This is a genomic window from Leifsonia sp. Root227 (assembly GCF_001428745.1).
Lineage (GTDB): Bacteria > Actinomycetota > Actinomycetes > Actinomycetales > Microbacteriaceae > Leifsonia.
Genome location: NZ_LMIO01000003.1, coordinates 541,561 through 561,103, shown reverse-complemented (window position 1 = coordinate 561,103; position 19,543 = coordinate 541,561). Strand labels below are relative to the sequence as shown.

At 70.6% G+C, this 19,543-nt stretch carries 18 protein-coding genes and 1 riboswitch; of the genes, 7 read left to right on the top strand and 11 right to left on the bottom strand.

Going from position 1 to position 19,543, the window contains the following annotated elements; all coding sequences use genetic code 11:
- Nucleotides 1-15: 15 nt before the first annotated feature.
- Nucleotides 16-336, bottom strand: a complete 321-nt coding sequence (locus ASE16_RS12700; protein ID WP_055895444.1) for a DMT family transporter — start codon at nt 334-336, stop codon at nt 16-18.
- A gap of 10 nt (nt 337-346) precedes the next feature.
- A riboswitch (guanidine-III (ykkC-III) riboswitch) is annotated at nt 347-412 on the bottom strand.
- Between the two features lie 92 nt (nt 413-504).
- Here ASE16_RS12700 and ASE16_RS12695 point away from each other — a divergent pair.
- Together ASE16_RS12695 and ASE16_RS12690 are read left to right on the top strand one after the other, a co-directional pair.
- Entirely contained in the window at nt 505-1,803 is a 1,299-nt protein-coding gene (locus ASE16_RS12695) for an O-acetylhomoserine aminocarboxypropyltransferase/cysteine synthase family protein (protein WP_055895443.1), read from the top strand.
- An 86-nt stretch (nt 1,804-1,889) separates the two neighbouring features.
- Complete coding sequence (locus tag ASE16_RS12690) at nt 1,890-2,420, top strand: CoA-binding protein (RefSeq protein ID WP_055896473.1); 531 nt, start codon at nt 1,890-1,892, stop codon at nt 2,418-2,420.
- A gap of 31 nt (nt 2,421-2,451) precedes the next feature.
- On the opposite strand, the gene ASE16_RS12685 is transcribed toward ASE16_RS12690, so the two are convergent.
- Nucleotides 2,452-3,036, bottom strand: coding sequence for a class I SAM-dependent methyltransferase (locus ASE16_RS12685; RefSeq protein ID WP_055895442.1), 585 nt, complete (start codon nt 3,034-3,036; stop codon nt 2,452-2,454).
- A gap of 84 nt (nt 3,037-3,120) precedes the next feature.
- Here ASE16_RS12685 and ASE16_RS12680 point away from each other — a divergent pair, with 84 nt between their 5' ends.
- The gene (locus tag ASE16_RS12680) at nt 3,121-6,492 is read left to right on the top strand and encodes an ATP-binding protein (protein ID WP_082581426.1); all 3,372 of its coding nucleotides are present in this window, start codon (nt 3,121-3,123) and stop codon (nt 6,490-6,492) included.
- 66 nt (nt 6,493-6,558) lie between these two features.
- On the opposite strand, the gene ASE16_RS12675 is transcribed toward ASE16_RS12680, so the two are convergent.
- The 6 genes from ASE16_RS12675 to ASE16_RS12650 form a co-directional block, all read right to left on the bottom strand.
- Complete coding sequence (locus ASE16_RS12675) at nt 6,559-8,121, bottom strand: PH domain-containing protein (protein WP_055895440.1); 1,563 nt, start codon at nt 8,119-8,121, stop codon at nt 6,559-6,561.
- Entirely contained in the window at nt 8,118-8,630 is a 513-nt protein-coding gene (locus tag ASE16_RS12670; RefSeq protein WP_055895438.1) for a PH domain-containing protein, read from the bottom strand. The genes ASE16_RS12675 and ASE16_RS12670 overlap by 4 nt, the downstream gene beginning before the upstream one ends.
- Nucleotides 8,631-8,725: 95 nt before the next feature.
- Nucleotides 8,726-9,544 carry an ABC transporter permease gene (locus ASE16_RS12665; RefSeq protein WP_055895436.1) on the bottom strand — a complete coding sequence of 273 codons (819 nt, stop codon included), beginning with the start codon at nt 9,542-9,544 and terminating at the stop codon, nt 8,726-8,728.
- The gene (locus ASE16_RS12660; protein ID WP_055895433.1) at nt 9,541-10,542 is read right to left on the bottom strand and encodes an ATP-binding cassette domain-containing protein; all 1,002 of its coding nucleotides are present in this window, start codon (nt 10,540-10,542) and stop codon (nt 9,541-9,543) included. Before ASE16_RS12660 ends, ASE16_RS12665 begins: the two co-directional genes overlap by 4 nt.
- 161 nt (nt 10,543-10,703) lie before the next feature.
- Nucleotides 10,704-11,267: a Clp protease N-terminal domain-containing protein gene (locus ASE16_RS12655; RefSeq protein WP_082581425.1), complete on the bottom strand. Its 564-nt coding sequence runs from the start codon at nt 11,265-11,267 to the stop codon at nt 10,704-10,706.
- Nucleotides 11,260-11,499, bottom strand: a complete 240-nt coding sequence (locus tag ASE16_RS12650) for a helix-turn-helix domain-containing protein (protein WP_055895431.1) — start codon at nt 11,497-11,499, stop codon at nt 11,260-11,262. Before ASE16_RS12650 ends, ASE16_RS12655 begins: the two co-directional genes overlap by 8 nt.
- A 144-nt stretch (nt 11,500-11,643) precedes the next feature.
- Here ASE16_RS12650 and ASE16_RS12645 point away from each other — a divergent pair, with 144 nt between their 5' ends.
- From ASE16_RS12645 to ASE16_RS12635, 3 genes are all read left to right on the top strand, one after another.
- Nucleotides 11,644-13,029: an L-serine ammonia-lyase gene (locus ASE16_RS12645; RefSeq protein WP_055895429.1), complete on the top strand. Its 1,386-nt coding sequence runs from the start codon at nt 11,644-11,646 to the stop codon at nt 13,027-13,029.
- Nucleotides 13,030-13,131: 102 nt separating this feature from the next.
- Complete coding sequence (locus ASE16_RS12640) at nt 13,132-14,163, top strand: sulfurtransferase (protein ID WP_200949640.1); 1,032 nt, start codon at nt 13,132-13,134, stop codon at nt 14,161-14,163.
- Between the two features lie 185 nt (nt 14,164-14,348).
- Nucleotides 14,349-14,837: a glutathione peroxidase gene (locus tag ASE16_RS12635; RefSeq protein ID WP_055895426.1), complete on the top strand. Its 489-nt coding sequence runs from the start codon at nt 14,349-14,351 to the stop codon at nt 14,835-14,837.
- Between the two features lie 73 nt (nt 14,838-14,910).
- Here the strand turns inward: ASE16_RS12635 and ASE16_RS12630 are convergent, their stop codons facing one another.
- Nucleotides 14,911-15,201, bottom strand: coding sequence for a hypothetical protein (locus ASE16_RS12630; RefSeq protein WP_055895423.1), 291 nt, complete (start codon nt 15,199-15,201; stop codon nt 14,911-14,913).
- A 96-nt stretch (nt 15,202-15,297) separates the two neighbouring features.
- Between ASE16_RS12630 and ASE16_RS12625 the strand changes: the two genes are divergently transcribed.
- Nucleotides 15,298-15,813, top strand: coding sequence for a TraR/DksA family transcriptional regulator (locus tag ASE16_RS12625; protein ID WP_235500482.1), 516 nt, complete (start codon nt 15,298-15,300; stop codon nt 15,811-15,813).
- 140 nt (nt 15,814-15,953) lie between these two features.
- Here ASE16_RS12625 and ASE16_RS12620 read toward each other — a convergent pair whose 3' ends face one another.
- The gene (locus ASE16_RS12620; protein ID WP_055895420.1) at nt 15,954-18,947 is read right to left on the bottom strand and encodes a helix-turn-helix transcriptional regulator; all 2,994 of its coding nucleotides are present in this window, start codon (nt 18,945-18,947) and stop codon (nt 15,954-15,956) included.
- A 92-nt stretch (nt 18,948-19,039) separates the two neighbouring features.
- Nucleotides 19,040-19,417 carry a hypothetical protein gene (locus tag ASE16_RS12615; protein ID WP_055895417.1) on the bottom strand — a complete coding sequence of 126 codons (378 nt, stop codon included), beginning with the start codon at nt 19,415-19,417 and terminating at the stop codon, nt 19,040-19,042.
- Between the last annotated feature and the right edge of the window lie 126 nt (nt 19,418-19,543).

The window sequence follows — 19,543 nt, the reverse complement described above, 5'->3', positions numbered from 1 at the left end:
GCGCCCCGATGGCTTCTAGTGCGAGGAGGTCAGCTTGAGGCCGATGATGCAGGCGACGAGGCCGAGGATGAGGAGCACGCGCACGAGCGAGAAGCCCTCTCCGCCGAACAGCATCGCGTAGAGCACAGTGAGGGCCGCGCCGATCCCGACCCAGACCGCATATGCCGTCCCGGTGGAGATGTCGCGCATGGCGAAGGCCAGTCCCCCCATGGATGCGATCAGCGCCACCCCGAAGATCACCGACGGCCAGAGCTTGGTGAAACCGGCGGAGAGCCCGAGCGCTGTGGCCCAGACGGCTTCGAGGACGCCGGACACGATCAACACGATCCACGACATGATTCACTCCCGTGGCCAGTCTTGTCGCGCTCCGGGTACTGATCCGTCGTCCGGGATCGCGAATCACGCGATCTAATACAAGTGTATCACAAGGGCATTCCGCGGCCCGTTGCGGTCTGTTACGCCGCCGCCCCGCGCACCCCTCTCCCGCTCCGGTAGCTTGGCTGCATGGCAGATCGCGAATACGGCTTCCGCACGCGTGCGATTCACGCGGGCAACATCCCCGATCCGGTGACAGGCGCCCGCGCCCTCCCGATCTACCAGACCAGTGCGTTCGTCTTCGACGACACCGCGGATGCGGCCGCCCGCTTCGCCCTGCAGAAGTACGGCAACATCTACTCGCGCCTCGCCAACCCGACCGTCGCGTCGTTCGAGGAGCGCGTCGCCAGCCTGGAGGGCGGTCTCGGAGCCGTCGCGACGGCCAGCGGGCTGAGCGCGCAGTACATCACCTTCGCATCCCTCGCAGGCGCCGGCGATCACATCGTCGCCTCCGCCAACCTCTACGGAGGGTCGATCACCCAGCTCGACGTCACGCTGCGCCGCTTCGGCGTCGAGACCACGTTCGTCCAGAGCGCAGACCCTGCCGACTACGCCGCGGCGATCACCGACAAGACCAAGCTGCTGTTCGCGGAGACCATCGCGAACCCGTCCGGCGAGATCGCCGACATCGAGGGCCTCGCCGAGGTGGCGCACGCCGCGGGCATCCCACTCGTCATCGACTCGACCATCGCGACGCCGTACCTCAACCGGCCGATCGAGTGGGGCGCAGACATCGTCATCCACTCGGCCACCAAGTTCCTCGGCGGACACGGCACGACGCTCGGCGGCGTGGTCGTGGAGAGCGGCCGGTTCGACTGGCACAGCGACAAGTTCCCGCTGTTCGGGCAGCCGGTACCGTCGTACGGCGGGCTGGAGTGGTCGGGCAACTTCGCCGAGTACGCCTTCCTCACCAGGCTCCGTGCCGAGCAGCTGCGCGACATCGGCCCGTCGCTCGCCCCGCACTCCGCGTTCCTGCTCGCACAGGGCGTCGAAACCCTGCCGTACCGCATCCAGGCGCACGTCGACAACGCGCGCGCCGTGGCCGAATGGCTGGATGCCCACCCGCGCGTCGAGTCCGTGTTCTGGGCCGGCCTCCCCGCCCACCCGCACCACGACCGCGCTCAGAAGTACCTGCCGAAGGGCGCCGGCAGCGTGTTCAGCTTCGTCGTGAAGGGCGGACGCGCTGTCGGCCAGAAGTTCATCGAGTCGGTCAACCTGGCAAGCCACCTCGCCAACATCGGTGACGCGAAGACGCTCGTGATCCACCCGGCGTCGACCACGCACGCGCAGCTCACCGAACAGCAGCTCATCGATGCCGGCGTCCTGCCGGGCGTCGTGCGCATCAGCGTCGGCATCGAAGACGTGGACGACATCATCTACGATCTGGATCAGGCCCTCACCATCGCCGTGAAGGAGACGAACGCATGACGATCGCAGACGCATCCACCGCATCCACTGGTGCCGCCGCCGCTGCCGCGTCCCCCGGGACGGAGCAGGTGCAGCTGGTCAACGGGCTGAGCTGCGCCGTTCCGTCCGGCTCGCCGCTGGCGAAGCTGCTCAAGTCGCAGCGCACCTGGGAGGGCCCTGACGCCAAGGAGCGTCTGCGCATCCTGCGCGCGGCGAAGTCGGTCGCTATCGTCGGTGCCTCCCCCAACCCTGCGCGGTCGAGCTACTTCGTCGGAACCTATCTGCAGCAGTCGACCGACTACCGCGTGTACTTCGTGAACCCGAACGCCGACACCATCCTCGGCGAGAAGGCATACCCCGACCTCGCGTCGCTGCCCGAGGTGCCGGACATCGTGGATGTGTTCCGCAAGCCGAGCGACCTGCCAGCGGTCATCGACGAGGTCGTCGCCGTCGGCTCGCCCACCGTCTGGGTGCAGCTGGGCATCTGGAACCAGGAAGCGGCCGAGTACGGCGAGTCCAAGGGCCTCACCGTGGTGATGGACCGCTGCATCAAGATCGAGCACGCCCGCTTCCACGGCGGCCTCCACCTCCTCGGCTTCGACACCGGCCAGATCACCGCCCGCAAAACCCTCCGCTGACAATCCTCTGACCCCCTCCCGCCCCGACGGGTCAGGCCCGGGCGACGACGTGGAAGACGTGCCAGTGCTTGGGGCCCTCGAAGGACATGCCGCGGCGGTCCTCCTCTGCGAGTTGCAGGACGTCGAGGCCGGTGAGCATCCCCTCGACGCCGGCGCGGTCGTGGAAGTTCATCCGGGGGCGGCCGAACCACTCGTCGTGCGGACCGAAGAACTCGCCCGCGAACACCGCACCGGGGCGCAGCGCATCCCGGATGTCGGCCCACAGGTACGGGAAATGGGCGGCGTCGCAGAACGGCAGGGCGAACCCGGCGTAGACGAAGTCGCTCGCCGGCAACCCGCCGAGCGTCTCGAACCCTGCCTGGCGCACGTCGACCAGGTCGGCGAGGTCCGGCCCGAGCTCGGCGGCGACCCGCTCCTCGACGCCGGGGTCCGCATCCACCGCCAGCACGCGCCAGCCATGCTCCGCCAGGTATCTGGTCTCGATGCCGTCGCCGCAACCGAGGTCGATCGCGTCGCCTGGCGCATCCCCCTGCCAGGCGTCGAGGCCGCTGAGGAAAGTGCCGCGTACTCCCCTGCCGCCCTGTGCCGTGTAGAACTCCGACCAGTCGAACGCCATGATCCTCCTCGCCGAGACGGGTGTTCGCCCTGAGCCTACGCGCGCGTGGGGCTGGACGTCGCCTGCTGTCGCTACTATCGGCAAGTGGAGTTTCGGCCGTCGTCCCCTCGGATCGCGATTCTCGGCCCCGTGCTGGTCGAGGACAGATCCGGCGCACTCGCCGAACCCTCCGGGGTGCTCGGCAAGAGCCTGATCGTGGCGCTCGTGCTCGCACGCGGCTCCCTGTCCGTGCCGTCGCTGGTCTCCGACCTCTGGGATGACACCCCTCCCCGGCAGGAGCGCGCCGCCCTGCAGACGCTCGTTTCGCGCGTGCGCACCGTCACGGCGGACGGACTGCTGGAATCCACCCCGAGCGGATACGCGCTGGGCGTCGACGACGCCGCGACCGATCTCGGGCTCGCCAGACGTCACCTGGAGCTCGCGCGCGCGGCGGACAAGAACCAGGATGCGGCCACCATCGCCGCAGAGACCCGCGCTGCCCTCGCACTCTGGCGCGGCGAGCCGGGCGTCGAACTCGGCGCGACCCCGCTCGCCGACGAGCTCGGCCGCACCGCCGCCGCCCTGCACGACGAATTGCTCCTGCTGCGCGCCCGCGCCTCCCGCCTGCTCGGCGACCCCGAGGCCGCCCTCGAAGACCTGAGACGCCTGGCCGATGCCACCCCGCTCGACGAGGCCGTGCAGCTCGAACGGATGCGCGCCCTCGACGCCGCGGGCAGACGCACCGACGCGCTCCGCGTCTTCGCCGAGGTGAAGGAGGCGATGCTCGACCGGCTCGGCACCAGGCCCGGACCAGAGCTCGTCGCGTTCAACGCATCCATGCTCGTCGACGACGACACACCCCAGCCGCCGGTCGCCGGAGCGCGCGTGCGCATCGGACTCCGCGCAGCGCCCAACGCCCTGATCGGCCGCGAATACGACCTGGATGCGCTCGAAGACCTCATCGCCACCTCGCGGCTGACCACCATCCTCGGCGCGGGCGGGCTCGGCAAGACGCGACTGGCGCAGGAGATCGGTCACCGCGCGGCGCTCACGCCCTCCGTCGTCTTCGTCGAGCTCGCGAGCGTGCGCGACGGCGACGACGTGACGCTCGCCCTGGCCTCCACCCTGGGCATCCGAGAAGCCGCTGCGACCCGGCCGGGCGATCCAGGCGCGCGCGTCGACCTGCGCTCGCGCATCCTGGGGGTGCTCGGCGAACGCGAGACGCTGCTGATCGTCGACAACTGCGAGCACATCGTGGATGCGGCGGCGGCCTGGATCGGCGACATCCTGGAGTCCGTCGCGACCGTGCGGGTGCTCGCGACGAGCAGGGCGCCGCTGGCCATCGGCGCGGAGCACGTGTATCCGCTCGACTCGCTGTCCAGCAGGGCACGGGATGCGGAGAGCCGCTCCGCGCATCCGGTCGGCGGTGGCAGCAGCGCTGGCTCCGGCGCTGGCACCGGCAACGGCACCGGCAACGCAATCGGCTCCGACGCCGACCGCGGCCCCGCGGTCGACCTGTTCGTGGAGCGCGCCCGCGCCGCCCGCCCCGGCGTCGTCCTCCCCCTCGACACCATCGCCGACCTGTGCGAACGGCTCGACGGTCTCCCCCTCGCCATCGAGCTCGCCGCCGCTCGCACCAGGTCGATGTCTGTCGACGAGATCGCGCGCCGTCTCGGCAACCGGTTCGCTCTGCTGACCGGGGGCGAGCGCACGGCGCCGGAGCGCCACCGCACCCTGCTCGCCGTCATCGACTGGAGCTGGAACCTGCTCGGCACCTCGGAGCGCGTGCTGCTCCGGCGGTTGTCGCGGTTCCCCGACGGGTTCAGCGCCGACGCCGCCGACGTCGTCTCCGGCGACGGCGCCGCCACCGTGCTGGACGACCTCGAGGCACTGGTGAACCAATCGCTCGTGACCGTCACGGAGGATGAGACAACGGGCATCCTGCGCTACCGGCTGCTGGAGACCGTCCGCGAGTTCGGCGAGCTCGCCCTGGCCGAGGCCGGGGAGACCGAGCTGGTGCAGACGCGGATGGCGGACTGGGCGCGCACCTTCTCCCGGGATGCGCTCGGCCGGATGAACGGGCGCGAACAGGTCGCCCAGTTCCGCAGGGTGACCGCCGAACAGGACAACCTGGTCGCCATCCTCCGCACCGCGCTCGATGCGCAGGACGGAACCACGGTCGTCGCGGTGTTCGCCACACTCGGCTACTACTGGTCGCTGCGCAGCGCGCACACGGAGGTCATCGCCTTCGCGCCCGGCGTCCTCGCCGCCCTGCGCGACTGGGAACCGGAGGGCGAAGAGGAACGGATCGACGCCGTCGCGGTGTACGCGATGATCGGCGGCACCTTCCTCTTCCTCGACCAGCGCACGTCGCTGCGCGCGATCACGCGCCTGAAGCGCGCCCGCGGACGCGGCCCTCTGCCGGACAGCCGCCTGGACGCCCTCGCCAGCGCCGTCGCGCTCGGCGGGCGGACGGGCCCGAGCATCGCGCTGATGGAACGCTACCGGGAGTCGACCGACCACGGGCTCGCGGCGATGGGGAACCTGCTGCTCGCCCAGCTCGCCGAGAACGCGGGCGAACTGGAGGACGCCATGACGGGCGCCCAGCGCGCCTGGGACAAGGCGCGCATCGCCGAGGACACCTGGAGCACCGCATCCGCTGCCCAGTCGCTCGCGCAGGTGCACAGCGAGCTCGCGCATCCCGCGGAGGCGATCAGGTGGGCCGAGCGCGCCCAGAGCGGTTTCGGCGAGTTGCAGGCCGTCGGCGACGTGCGTCAGATCGACTGGATCATCGCCATCAACTCGGTGGCCCTCGGCGACCTCGACCGGGCACGCGACCTGCTGGAACGCTACCTGCGCGACCAGGACGACACCGGGTTCGACTACGTGGACTATCTGGGCGTGGCATACGCGGGCCTGGCGGAGGTCGCGCTCGCGGAGGGCGACGACGCCGAGGCGGTCCGCCTGTTCCGCGAGGCGGTCGGCATCTTCGGGCGTACGGACGCGCTCACCAACCCGTGGCTCGTCATCCTCGCCGGCGCGGCGGTGCTCTCGCTGCAGCGCATCAGCCTGCGGGCGCCGGAGATCGTGGGAGCGGACGCGGTCGCAGAGCTGGCGCGCGAGCTGCGCCGCCGGATGCTCGTGAACCACATGCTGCAGTCGTCATACGTCGACAAGCCGGTCGTCGGCAGCGGCATGATGGGCCTCGCCGGGTGGATGCTCGCCCCGCACACCGCGGACGGCCGCGACGCCTCCTGGGTCGACTCCGGGCTCCGGCTCTACGCGCTGGCCACCCGGCTGAACGCCCGGCAGGACCTGCCCAGCCTGCACCGCGACCAGCTCCGCGCCGAGATCGTCGGCGCGTGGGGCGTCGACCGGCTGGATGCGGCCCTCGCGTCGGCCGCCGGCCTCCCGCGCGACGCGGCGGGGGCCGAGGCGTTCGCGCTGGTGCGCGCGCTGCGGTTCGGCGGCGTCTGAGCGGTGCGCGCTGGTGCGCGCTGTGCGGTCTTGCCGATGGCTCTTCCGTCCGCACGGAGCGTGCGGCTACGACGGGTCGGCGCGCGCACCCTGCGAGGCGGCCCCGTCCGCATCCACCGGCGCGGCATCGCCCTCCACCACGTGGCGGACGCTGATGGCCTCGACGATCGGCCACACCGCATCGTGCGGCAGGTCGGGGATGACGACGCGGTGCCTGCCCGCCGCGGTCGTCGCGATGAGGGTGGCGAGGCCCGCCCTGCGCTGGAAGAAGCTGCGGCGGATGGTCCAGCCGATGATTCCTTCTGTCGCGAGCACAGCCCGCTTGCGGTTCAGCGAACCGCTCCTGGCGATCAGCCAGCCGGGCAGCAACGCGTGGCCGAGACCGCGCCAGCGGTCGGCGGCGAGCATGGCGGACGCGGGAACGATCACCACGAACGCCCACCAGACCATCGGCGAGACGATGCCGGACAGCTGCAGCACCAGCGCCGCAGCCGCGAGCACCCCGGCGAACGACGCCGCCCTGGTGTAGCGCCTGCGATGGGCGCGCGTGCCGTGCGTGATCAGCTCGACGTCCAGCGGTTCGCTGCCGCCGAGCACCACGGAGGCGATCCGCACGGCCTCCTCGCGCGGTCCTGGCGGGGCGAGCAGGGCGACGCCGCCGCGCTGTCGGCCGAGACCGGTCATGATCGCGTGCGCGGACGCCGCTCCCGCCAGCCGCAGCGACAGCGGCTCGGAGAGCTGCGCGCCGCGGAGGCGGGTCTCGTCGAGCGTGATCTGCCTGGCGCGCAGCAGCCCGTGGCTGATGTGCAGGGTGTGCGGTCCAGCCCGGTGGATGCTGAACCCTCCGTAGGACAGCGCGTACCGCACCATCGCAACGGCCGACGCGAGGACCACGAGGACGATCGAGCCCCACAGCGCGGTCACCAGCAGCGGCAGATGGGTGACCCAGCCGATCCCCTGCTGCACCACCGCCAGCCGGGTGAGAACACCGCCCTCGAAGAAGTTGAGCTGCACCACGAAGAACACGACCGCGACGATCGACGCGACCCCGCTCAGGGTGAGCGGCGCATACCGCACCCAGCGCGGCGACCACCTGCTCAGGTTGGCCGGCGGCTCAGCGCCGGTGGAAGCATCGGGGGGCGCGAGCCGCAGCAGCTCACTGCGCAGGGCGGGCAGATCCCGCAGAGCGACGGCGTTGAGCGCGAGCTCCTCCTGCCCGTGGGATGCGCCGGTGCCGACCTTGACGATCGCCAGCCCGAACACCCGGTGCAGCAGAGTCGCATCCACATCCACGCTCCGGATGCGGTCCCGCGGCGCGGACAGTGTGCGCCGGTTGAGCACCCCGCTGCGCACCTGCACGTGCGTCGGCGTGATGCGGTAGGTGGTGGTGAAGAAGCGCAGGACGCCGAAGACGATGCCGAGCCCGGAGAGGACGTACGCCCACCACGGCTCGCCGCCCGCAGCGCCCGCAACGAGAGCGATCAGCAGCACGGGCAGGTAGCGGATCAGCTCCCGCAGCGGATGCACGAGGAGCATCAGCGGGTTGAGGCGGCGCCACGACTCGGTGGAGGGGTCGTGGACGTCGCCGGTCTCGACGGCGGGTTCGGCCGCGGGCGGCTCCGCGCTCATATCGCGTCGCCCTCCGAGTGCTGGGCGACCTCCGCGAGGATCGCGACGACCTCGCGGGCGACCGCGTCGTCGAGGGCGTGGATGGTGAGGGCGCCGGCCGAGGACGCGGTGGTGATCGTCACCGAGGTGAGCCCCATCATCCGCATCAGGGAGCCGCGGCGGGAGTCCACGGTCTGGAGCCGGGCGATCGGCGCCACCCTGGTCTCCTGCGTGAACCAGCCGGAGCGGACGAAGATGGCGTCCTCCGTGATCTCCCAGCGGTGCACCCGGTAGCGCCAGCGCGGCATCACCGCGACGTGCACGATGGCCGCCACGACGGTGAGACCCAGCCCCGCGAGGTGCAGGGGCTGGGTCCAGGCGTCGGCCAGCAGCATCCAGACCAGTTGCAGCGCGGCGAAGAACGTCCAACCGACCGCCGCATCCCACGCCCAGAACCGGACAGCGCGTGTGCTCGGCCGGCCGGACGGCTCCCTGACCAGCGCGGCGATGCTTCCGGCGACGGTGCTCATGAGGTGTCCTTCTCTGAGGGTTGGATGCGACGGGATGCGGCGGGTGCGGCGGGAAGCGCCTGCCTGATGGCTGCGCCGCCTACAGCTCCGGGATGTTACGCCTTCCGCATGTATGCGCGCACGGTGAGCGGGGCGAACACCGCGACGATCACCGCGGCGCCGAGGAGGGCGAGCCAGCCGTCCGCGCCGAAGGTGCCGTGGTTGGCGAGGTCCCGGACAGCGGTCACCAGGTGGGACACCGGGTTGATGTTGACGAACCAGCGCAGCCAGTCCGGCAGCGAGTCGACAGGCACATAGGCGTTCGACAGGAACGTCAGCGGGAAGAGCACCATGAACGAGATGCCCTGCACCGAGCTGGCGGTGCGTGCGATCACTCCGAAGAACGCGAAGATCCAGCTGATCGCCCACGATGAGACGATCACGAGCAGACCCGCGAGGATGACGAAGCCGATGCCGCCCGCTGGCCGGTACCCCATGATGAAGCCGACTACGAAGGTGATCGTCGTCGCAATGGCGTAGCGGAGGGTGTCGGCGAGCAGCGCTCCCGCCAACGGAGCGATCCGGGCGATCGGCAGGGACTTGAACCTGTCGAACACTCCCTTGTCCATGTCCTCGCGAAGCTGCACCCCGGTCACGACAGAGGTGGTGATGACGGTCTGCACCAGGATGCCCGGGATGAGGTTGGGCAGATATGTCTGCACGCTTCCGGCGACAGCGCCGCCGAACAGGTACGCGAACATGACCGTGAAGATGATCGGCTGCAGCGTCACGTCGAACAACTGCTCCGGCGTGCGCTTGATCTTCAGCAGACCGCGGTATGCCATCGTGAACGAGTTCGCGAGGCTCTGCGTGAGGCTGACGTGGTTCTTCAGTTTCCGCTCTGACGGCGGGGTGATGACGGTGAGGGCGCTCATGCGTCGACCCTTTCTGATTCTGCGGCGTCTGCTGCGTCGGACTTCTCGTCTTCGACGCCGTGGCCTGTGAGGGTGAGGAAGACCTCGTCGAGGGTCGGCTTCTGGACCGACATCTCGGTGAGGTGGATGCCGGCTTCGCGGAACGTCACGAACAGGTCGGTGACCGCATCCGGGTTGCGCATGGGTGCGGTGATTCGCGACCCTTCAGGCGAAACGACCGCGTCGACACCGAGCACAGCGCCGATCGCACGGCGTGCGTCCTCCATGTCGGACGGGTCGGCAAGGCGGAGCTGCAGCGACGATTCGCCGACGGACGCCTTGAGTTCGTCGGCGGTCCCCTCTGCGACGACTCGGCCGGTGTCGATCACGGCGATCCGGTCGGCGAGCTGGTCGGCCTCGTCCAGGTACTGCGTGGTGAGCAGCACGGTGGACCCGGTGGCGACCAGTCGGCGGATGGTGTCCCACATCTGGGCGCGGGTGCGCGGGTCGAGGCCGGTGGTCGGCTCGTCGAGGAAGATCAGCGGCGGCTGCGCGATCAGGCTGGCGGCGAGGTCGAGGCGGCGGCGCATTCCGCCGGAGAACTTGGCGATGGGGCGCTTGGCCGCATCGGTCAGCCCGAACTCTTCGAGCAGTTCTGCGGACTTGCGCTTCGCTTCCGCGCGGCTCAGGCCGAGGAGACGGGAGAAGATGACGAGGTTCTCCGTGGCGGAGAGCCGCTCGTCGACGGACGCGAACTGCGCAGTCACGCCGATGAGCTGGCGGACGACCTGCTGCTCTCGCGCGACGTCGTGGCCGAAGATCGTGGCGGTACCCGCGTCCGGCTTGAGCAGGGTCGCGAGCATGGAGATGGTGGTGGTCTTGCCGGCACCGTTGGGGCCGAGCACACCGTAGACGGTTCCGGCGCGGACACTGAGGTCGACGCCGTCGACCGCGCGGTTGTCGCCGAAGACCTTGACGAGCCCGTGGGCTTCGACCGCCCATTCTGAGCTGGTGGTCATGGTGATCCTTCCTGATGGATGGGATTCGAGTTGATGGTCACGATGTTCCACGGGCGCGCTTACACAGCGCTTACGTGGCGCTTACATGGGTGCGTGGAGCGTGTAAGCGCGGGGATGCGCGGTGGAGCGGGGATGCGCGGGATTGCGCGGAACAGCGGGTCTCAGCCCGCAGCAGCCAGCAGCGCTGCCCTGTCGATCCCCGCGATCGCGATGGCGCGAGGGACCGTGCCGAGTTCGATGGTGAGGATGCCGGCCAGCAAGTCGGACTCGGCGGTGCGCCTGTCGCGTCCGCGGGCTGCGCCGTCGCGCCCGCGGGCGGCGACTTTGTGCGCCCTGACCAGCGCATCCCTGGCTGTGGTGCCCCAGCGGGGGCGAGCGGTGCGCGGCGTCGCGGTCAGGCGTTCCTCCTGAACGGGTTCGACGCCGGCCGCCCGCAGGCTCGCCTCGCGTTCGGCGCGCAGCGCTGCCTCGATGCCCGCGTGACCCAGCCCGGAGGCGGCGAGGGCGCGCTGTGCTCTCGTGCCGTCCGACACGGACAGGGCGAGCAGCAGGTGCTCGGCCTCCACGAGGGATGCCCCGCGGAGGCGGGCCTCCTCGACGGCCAGCATCACGGTGTCGCGAAGCGAACGGGAGAGGCGGTGGTCGTCGCGGGTGGTGTCGCGGTCGGCGCCGTGGTCGGCGGCTCCGCGGTCGTTGGTGTCGTCTGGTGTGCTGTTGTCAGGCATTGCGCCTCCTCAGTTCGATCCCCGCCGCTGCGACGCGACGCAGGTGCTTCTTGTGCACGGCCTGCCTGGTGACGCCGAGCGCGTCGGCGATCTGGGTCCAGGTCCAGCCGTCGCGCAGAGCGCGCTCGACTTCGGCGTCTTCGAGCCGGTCGGCGAGCTCGCGGAGGGCCACGACGGAGGCGAGTCCGTCTGCTGCTCCGCCGATGGGTGCTGGTGTCGGTGTGGGTCCCATGAGAGCAACTTAGGTTGCTTATCCGTCGTTGTCAACTTAAGTTGCTAAAACGGTCTGGAGGGGAGTCGCGCGCGTGGCGGTTCCGTGCGCGAAAGCGCAGGACGACGCAGCAATCGTGCATCCCGCGCGACGTAGACTGAAGAAGTGACAGCGTACGTCTCGGCTTTCGACCTTTTCTCCATCGGCATCGGCCCATCGAGTTCGCACACCGTCGGCCCCCTCCGGGCGGCCCGCACGTTCGCCGAACGCCTCGTCACGGACGGCCTGCTGGATCGCGTCAGGCAGGTCACCTGCACCCTCTACGGATCGCTCGGCTCCACCGGGATCGGCCACGGCACTCCGGATGCGGTGCTCGCCGGCCTCGCCGGGCTCGAGCCGGAGACCTGCCGGCCCGAGGACGTCCACGGCGTCTGGGCGGGACTGACCGAGGGCTCGACGCTGCTGCTCGCCGATCGCCGCGCCATCCCGATCGCGCGCGACGACATCGCCTTCGAGCCGCGCACGCGCCTCCCCGGCCACCCCAACGCGCTCACGATCACCGCCTGGGGTGCCGGTGACGACGGGACGGTGGATGCGTTCCCGCTGCTCGAAGAGACCTACTACTCCATCGGCGGCGGCTTCGTCCGACGCGATGGGGAGGAGGCGGAGCTCTCGGCGCGGGCCGCGCATCCCCTGCCGTACGACACCGCGGAAGAGCTGCTGCGGCTGTGCGAGGCGCTCGACATCCCGATCTGCGAGGTGGCACGGCGCAACGAGGCGGCGATCCACGGCGAGGACGCGACGAGGGAACGCCTCGACCTGATCTGGTCGGCGATGGCGGAGTGCGTCGCGAACGGTCTCGCCGGAGACGGCACCCTTCCCGGCGGCCTCGGCGTCAAGCGGCGGGCGGCCGCGATGCGCGAGCACCTGGAGTGCGTCGGCGACGAACCGGGCCGCGACACGTCGATCGAGTGGCTGCACGCGTTCGCGCTCGCGGTCAACGAGGAGAACGCATCCGGCGGCCGCGTCGTGACGGCGCCCACCAACGGCGCAGCGGGGATCGTCCCGGCTGTCGCCCACTACTACCTCCGCTTCGTTCCTGGTGCGTCGGCCGACGGCATCCGGAAGTACCTGCTGACGGCGACGGCCATCGGCTCGCTGTTCAAGGCGAACGCGTCGATCTCCGGCGCCGAGGGCGGCTGCCAGGCCGAGGTCGGCTCCGCCTGCGCCATGGCGGCCGGGGCGCTCTGCGCTGTGCTCGGCGGCACGCCGCGCCAGGTCGAGAACGCGGCGGAGATCGCGATGGAGCACCACCTCGGCCTCACCTGCGACCCGGTCGGCGGACTGGTTCAGATCCCGTGCATCGAACGCAACGCGATCGCATCGTCCACGGCGGTGTCCGCCGCGCGACTCGCCCTGCACGGAGATGGGTCGCACCTGGTCTCGCTCGACACGGTGATCGAGACGATGCGGCAGACCGGCCTCGACATGTCGACGAAGTACAAGGAGACCAGCGAGGGCGGCCTGGCGGTCAACGTCATCGAGTGCTGACCACGGGCGCGGTGACCGGCGGGATCGGCCGCCGACGCGAGCGCGTTACGTCGCGTTGCGGGAAGGCTGCCTGGATGCGCGGCCCCTGGTTAGCGTTGTGCCGTGACTCGCGCATCCGGACCCATCGCATCCGTCGGCAACGCTGACGCTCACACGGGCGCACGCGCCGGCGGCAACGCTGGTGGTACCGCCGCAGCCGGCACCGCGGCCAGCGCAGGCGCCGCCAGCGCCGCGACCTCCACGACCGGCAGCGTGCTCGGCGCCGCCCTCGCCGGACCGCTCGTCTCGACCCAGTGGCTGGCCGATCACCTCGGCTCCGACGGCCTGGTGATCCTGGACGCGACGGTCGTCGCTTCCACCAGACCGGACGGATCGCCTGTCTCCATCAGCGGGCTGGACCAGTACCTCGTGGACGGCCACATTCCCGGCGCCGTGTTCGCCGACCTTCTCGACGTCTTCAGCGACCCACGCGGCGCATACCCGTTCACCCGTCCGAACGCTGCTGCGTTCGAGGCCGCGGCGGAGTCGGTGGGAGTCGGCAGCGACACCACCGTGGTCGTCTACGACGCGTCGGTCGGCCAGTGGGCCTCGCGCCTGTGGTGGCTGTTCCGCGCGTTCGGACACGCGAACGTTGCTGTGCTCGACGGCGGCGCGGTGAAGTGGAGAGCCGAGGACCGTCCGCTCGAACGGGGGCACGTCGAGCCGCGGGCGACGGACGGCTTCCTCGCCGAGGAGCGGCCGGGCGCGTGGGCGTCGAAAGAGGACGTGGCGGCGGTGCTCGACGGCACCGCGGATGCGACCCTCGTCTGCGGCCTGCCGCCGAAAGAGTTCGCGGGCGAGACCGGCAATCGCCGTCGCCTCGGCCGCATCCCCGGCAGTGTGAGCGCCCCGGCCGCGCGACTCGTCTCCCGCGAGACCAACGCGCTCCTGCCGGTGGCCGAACTGCGCCGGACGTTCGGGGACGTGCTCGCCTCCGACGCGCGAATCGTCACGTACTGCGCGGCGGGGATCGCCGCCGCGGCGGACGCGCTCGCCCTGGCGGTGCTCGGCAGGGACGACGTGTCCCTCTACGACGGATCGCTCAACGAATGGTCGGCCGACCCTGGCGCACCGCTGGAGACCGAGGCCGCGTAGTCCTGGCCCTCCGTTCCGAAGGAGATCGGGCGCGCGAGCGACCGTTTCTCCTTCTCGACGGAGAACGCGACGGCGTGTCGTCTGGGTTCTCCGTCTGGGCGGAGGTCCGGATACGAACCTGAATTCACGCTTCGGATTCACCGAACGCGCTTCGTGCGAACGGTATGCGTGCATAAGCTCGCATCATGAGTCTCACTGACATCCCCCTCACCACCATCGACGGTGAATCCACGTCTCTCGCGGCGTACGACGGTCAGGTCGTCCTGATCGTGAACGTCGCATCCCGTTGCGGCCTCGCGCCGCAGTACGAGAAGCTCGAAGCGCTGCAGAAGACCTACGGCGACCGCGGTTTCACGGTCATCGGCTTCCCGAGCAACCAGTTCCTGCAGGAGCTGTCCACGACGGACGCGATCAAGGAATACTGCTCGACCACCTGGGGCGTCACGTTCCCGATGATGGAGAAGATCAAGGTCAACGGCAAGTCGCAGCACCCGCTGTACACCGAGCTGACGAAGACCCCGGATGCGGCGGGCAAGGCCGGCAAGGTCAAGTGGAACTTCGAGAAGTTCGTCGTCCTCCCGAACGGCGAGGTGCACCGCTTCCGCCCGACCGTCGAGCCGGACGACCCGGCGATCGTCGGCCTCATCGAGGGCGCGCTGGCCGAAGCGGCCTGACACGGCTCGACGCGGCCTGGCGCTGCGTGGCCCAGCTCGGCGGGACCTGGCGCCGCGCCGGTGCCGTCAACCGTCAGGCGCGCCGGAACCAGCGACCGCCGACGCGCTCGGTGAGGCGCCACGGCCCCGTATCGGCGAGGCTGTGGATGCGGTCCACCGCGTGCTCAGCGATCGGGATCGCCTGGTCGACGTCGTCCGCCATGAACCGCACCGTCACTCGAGCCTCGCGGGAGACCACATCGAGGCTGCTCGCTTCGACCAGGGTGAGCTCGGCCACCGCGTCTGCGGCAGCGGGGACGACGGCAGCCGGCTGGACGCCGGGGCGGAGGAGACCGACAGCGACGATGACGCGGAACGATGGCATCTTTCGAGAGTACGCGAGCGCCGCATCCCGATTTTCCGGCAGTCGAGGCGTACCCTGTCCTCGATCGAACCGCGTGATGGGGGCGCAATGATGCGAATGGATGAAACGACGACGAACGTGAACGAACAGCGACTGCGGGGGCAGGACATGGATGCGCCGGACCACGGCCGCCACGGACACCGCCATGGCTCGGCCGGCTCGGGGGGCGCGACCGGCTCGGTTGGCGCAGTGGTCTCGGCGCCCGGCGATCTGAGCCGCGAGCAGATCGACGAGTTGGTCGACCTGCTGCGTGAGCGACGACGCGGCGATCAGGCGGAGGCGGAACGCCTCGCCGAATCACTCGGCATCGTGCTGTCGGCCCGCTCCGACGCGACCGCGGACGACGAGCACGACCCGGAGGGGCCGACGCTCTCGTCCGAGTGGAGCCGGTTGCAGGCGCTGCGCGGAGAGACCAGCGACGACATCACGGCGGTGGATGCGGCCCTCGACCGGGTGAGGCTCGGAACGTTCGGCTCGTGCACCCGGTGCGGCTCACCGATCGGCGTCGACCGGCTGCGGGCTCGCCCGACAGCCGAGCTGTGCATCGGCTGCGCCCTGGTCGTCGACAGCTAGGGCGCGACGACAGCTAGGGCGCCGTCGACAGCTAGGGCGCGACGCTCACCGCGTGGTGCACATCCTTCGGCGCGAGCACCCTCTGCAAACCGGGTGCCCCACGCCCGCAACGCACGTCATCGCCACCGCACCGCAACGCGTCAGCGCCGCCCAGCGCCCGCCCTCGCCGCGCGATAGACGGCTTCCGTGCGTGACGAGGCTCCGACCTTCCGGAGGATGCTGGACACGTGCACACTGGCGGTCTTGGCGCTGATGTAGAGGCGTTCGCCGATCTGCTTGTTGCTGAGGCCCTGCTCGATGAGGGCGAGCACCTGGGTCTCCCTGTCGGTGAGCACCGGTTCGGCTCCCCTCGCGGTGACGTGTCTGGCGGGAACGGCGGAGGCGACGAGGTGATCCGCCGCATCCACCAGCAGGCCGAACCCGAGAGCGTCGGCGAGCTGCCGTGCCCCGGCGGCCGCGTGCTCCGCCGCCGCTCGATTCCCCGCGACGGCGTTCGCCTGCGCCAGCCGGAGCAGGGTGTACGGGCGGAGATGCGCCGGGGCGCCTGCACCGCGTGCGGCATCGACCGCGTGCTCCCACGCCGCGACGACCTGCGCCGGCAGCTGGCCGAGCACTCCGGCGAGCTCCGCCTCGATGAGCGGCGCCCACACAGGGAAGGTGGGCCAGGTACTGAGTTCGGCGAGGACGGCGAGCAGCGCTCGCGCCGCAGACGGAGCGTCGACGACCGCGGGGCCGTCGCTGGCGACACCGCCAGGACCGGTGCCAGGACCGATGCCAGGACCGATGCCGGGGACGCCGCCGGCACCGCTATCCGGCACACCACCGGGAGCTGTGGCCCCTTCGCTCGCGCCGAGCTCCGAGAGGGCACGGGCCGCCGCCGCGAGCAGCGGCAGGTCGTATGCGGGGATGGAGCGGCGTGCGTCCGAGAGCACGACGCTGGCGTCGCGCCACGCGGCCGCCGCGTCTCCGCGTGCGACCTCGATCTCGGCGGCGACGCGGGCGAATCCGAGGCGGGACTGCATCTCGATCTCGGCCTGGACCAGCATCCCTTTCCGCCAGCGGCGCAGCAGGTCTTCCGCGCGCTGAGTGTCGCCGCGCCAGAGCGTGAGCCAGAGCTTCATGCGCTGCAGGTGCACGCGGAACCCGGGCGGCGGGTCGAGTTCGAGAGCGGGGTCGAGCATGTTTTCTGCGAGGTCGAGCTTGCCGAGGGCGAGGAGCGGTTCGACCGTGTTCGAGGCCAGCATCACGCCAGAGGTGCGTTCGACGCCGCGGAGCTTCGCCTGCTCGACGCCGGCCTGGGCGATGCGCACGGCGTCGTCGAAGCGGCCGAGCAGGTTCATCACGTCGGAGGCGTTGACCGCGTTGCGCAGGAGCGGTCCGCTGTCCGTCCCTGCCAGCACGCGGGCGGTGTCGAGGTCGGCCAGCCCTTCCTCGATGGAGCCGTCGTTGACGAGCACGGTTCCCCGGATGGTGTGCGCCACAGAACGCCGGGCGCTCGCCTCGTCGGCGGCCTCCGTGATCGACAGGGTCGAGGTGCGGATCGCCTCGTCATAGCGGGCCTCCAGCATCAGCCGGCCGGCGACCTCGGCGAGGAGCTGCGCGCGCAGGCCGTCGCCGGGGTCGTGCGGAGCGATGGCGAGAGCCCGCTGTAGCAGGTCGACCGACCCCGGCCTGCTGAGGTTGGCGAGGTACTGCGCCTTGTCGCGCAGCAGCCGCGCGTGCCGGTCTGGGCTCAGGCCGTCCGCGTCGTCGAGCGCGACGTTGACGAGCGCGAGGGCGCGCTCGCTGTCTCCGGCGTTGCGCAGCGCCGACGCGGTGCGGGACAGGAGTTCCGTGCGGCTGCGCCCCGCGAGCTCCTCCGCGCCGTCGACCCGATCCCACAGCTCGAGCGCCCTGTCGCCCATCGCGGCCGCAGCGCTGTACGCGTAGGAGAGCCGGGACTCCTCCATCGCTTCGAGCGAAGCGATGAACGCCCTCCGGAGGTCGTGAGCCGCCATCCAGTGATACGAGATCTGGCTGGCCGAGCCGCCGGCCTCCTCGATGGCGACCGCGTACCTGGTGTGGAATCGCGTGCGCTCCCCCGGAAGCAGGTCGGCGTGCACCGCCTCCCTGACCAGCGCGTGCCGGAACGAGTACTCGGTGGTGTCCGCGGCGAGAACGTGCGCGACGACGGCCTCGCGGGCGGCCGCATCCAGGTCGTCGGCCGTTCCGTCGAACACCGCAGCCAGCAGGTCGTGCTCGACGCACACGCCACCGGCGGAAAGCAGCCGGAGGAGTCGCTGCGCCGGCTCGCTGAGCCGTTCGTAGCGGGCGAGGAGGAGGTCGCGGAGCGTCTCTGGCAGGTCCTCCCCCGTGCCGAGGTGTTCGATGCCGATGAGCTCCTCGACGAAGAACGGCACCCCCTCGCTGAGTTGGTAGACCTTGTCGACCGTCGCAGCATCCGGTGCGCAGCCGAGGATCTGCTCCGCCTGGGTTGCCACCTGTGCACGGCTCAGCCGTCCGAGTTCCCAGCGGGTGGCGCGCCGGGTGCGATCGAGCTCGGGGAGGTAGGAACGCAGCGGGTGGCCGCGCAGGACTTCGTCGCTGCGATAGCTGAGCAGCAGCAGGAACCGCCCGCGCTCCATCATGCGGATGACGAACCGAATCAGCTCCAGGGTGGCGATGTCTGCCCAGTGGATGTCCTCGACGGCGACGACCAGTGGATGCGCGGCCGACACGTTCTCGAACAGGACGGTGACGAGCTCGTACAGTCGCTCGGCGCCGGTGCGCGCTGGCACGGCGTCCGTCGAGGCGAGCTCGGGAAGCAGCACGGACAACACCCCTGCACCCTGTCCCGCGGCGGAGAGGACCGCATCCAGCCCGATCGCGTCGACCAGTTGGCGGAGGATCGCGGTGAACGGGGCGTATGGAGCGCCGTCGGTGCCCAGGTCGACGCTGCGACCGGTGAGCACCGTGGCCGTCGAGGCAGCGTCGGCGAGGAACTCTGCGATCAGCCGCGACTTGCCGATCCCGGCTTCGCCGCCCACGACGACCGCCCGCGGCTGCCCGTCGGCGACTGCGGCCAGCTCGTCGTGCAGCGCAGCGAGATCGGACTCCCGTCCGATCAACGAAGCGCTCGACGCCGGTGATCGCATGAACTGATCTTGCCATCGACCACCGACATTCGGAGGGGTCGCCGACGGGCGTTCGCGGGCGGCGGATTGCGGGGTGGGAAGGGCGGCGCTGGTCACCGGGCGAGGTGCTGGAGTTCGCGCTCCGTCTGGCGGGGTACGGCGTCCGGCTGCGTCGTGCTGGGCTGCGTCGTGCTGGACTGCGTCGAGCCGGGCTGCTGCGTGCTGCTCCGGGGCACGGCCGGGATGGCGGACGGCCGTGCCGCTCTGGCCTCAACCCGTTCCGCCTTTCGTGCGCGCGCCGCGTTGCGACGGGCCGACCAGCCCGTCTCCCTGGCCTCGCCGGGGGCGTCGGAACGCCGCGTGGCCTTCGCCCCATCGCCGTCCTGTCCGTCGTCTGCCGCGCGGATCACGCGCAGCAGTTCCAGCTCTCTGATATGCGCCGCCGTCTCGGACGCCCGCACCCTGTCTGCCACATACTCTTCGAGCAGCATCGTCGTCTTCCCCTGTCTGCTGTCGTCTCTTTCTCGGTGGTTCGACTCTCGTCTCTAAGGCAGAGCGCGGACATCGGGAAGATGCCCTATTTCGGTTCGCCGTGGTCCTCGACAGACGGCAGAGGA

Coding starts and splice junctions, on each gene's coding strand:
- ASE16_RS12700 (WP_055895444.1), bottom strand. CDS start 336: ATGTCGTGGATCGTGTTGATCGTGTCCGGCGTCCTCGAAGCCGTCTGG.
- ASE16_RS12695 (WP_055895443.1), top strand. CDS start 505: ATGGCAGATCGCGAATACGGCTTCCGCACGCGTGCGATTCACGCGGGC.
- ASE16_RS12685 (WP_055895442.1), bottom strand. CDS start 3,036: ATGGCGTTCGACTGGTCGGAGTTCTACACGGCACAGGGCGGCAGGGGA.
- ASE16_RS12675 (WP_055895440.1), bottom strand. CDS start 8,121: ATGAGCGCGGAGCCGCCCGCGGCCGAACCCGCCGTCGAGACCGGCGAC.
- ASE16_RS12670 (WP_055895438.1), bottom strand. CDS start 8,630: ATGAGCACCGTCGCCGGAAGCATCGCCGCGCTGGTCAGGGAGCCGTCC.
- ASE16_RS12665 (WP_055895436.1), bottom strand. CDS start 9,544: ATGAGCGCCCTCACCGTCATCACCCCGCCGTCAGAGCGGAAACTGAAG.
- ASE16_RS12660 (WP_055895433.1), bottom strand. CDS start 10,542: ATGACCACCAGCTCAGAATGGGCGGTCGAAGCCCACGGGCTCGTCAAG.
- ASE16_RS12655 (WP_082581425.1), bottom strand. CDS start 11,267: ATGCCTGACAACAGCACACCAGACGACACCAACGACCGCGGAGCCGCC.
- ASE16_RS12650 (WP_055895431.1), bottom strand. CDS start 11,499: ATGGGACCCACACCGACACCAGCACCCATCGGCGGAGCAGCAGACGGA.
- ASE16_RS12635 (WP_055895426.1), top strand. CDS start 14,349: ATGAGTCTCACTGACATCCCCCTCACCACCATCGACGGTGAATCCACG.
- ASE16_RS12630 (WP_055895423.1), bottom strand. CDS start 15,201: ATGCCATCGTTCCGCGTCATCGTCGCTGTCGGTCTCCTCCGCCCCGGC.
- ASE16_RS12625 (WP_235500482.1), top strand. CDS start 15,298: ATGGATGAAACGACGACGAACGTGAACGAACAGCGACTGCGGGGGCAG.
- ASE16_RS12620 (WP_055895420.1), bottom strand. CDS start 18,947: ATGCGATCACCGGCGTCGAGCGCTTCGTTGATCGGACGGGAGTCCGAT.
- ASE16_RS12615 (WP_055895417.1), bottom strand. CDS start 19,417: ATGCTGCTCGAAGAGTATGTGGCAGACAGGGTGCGGGCGTCCGAGACG.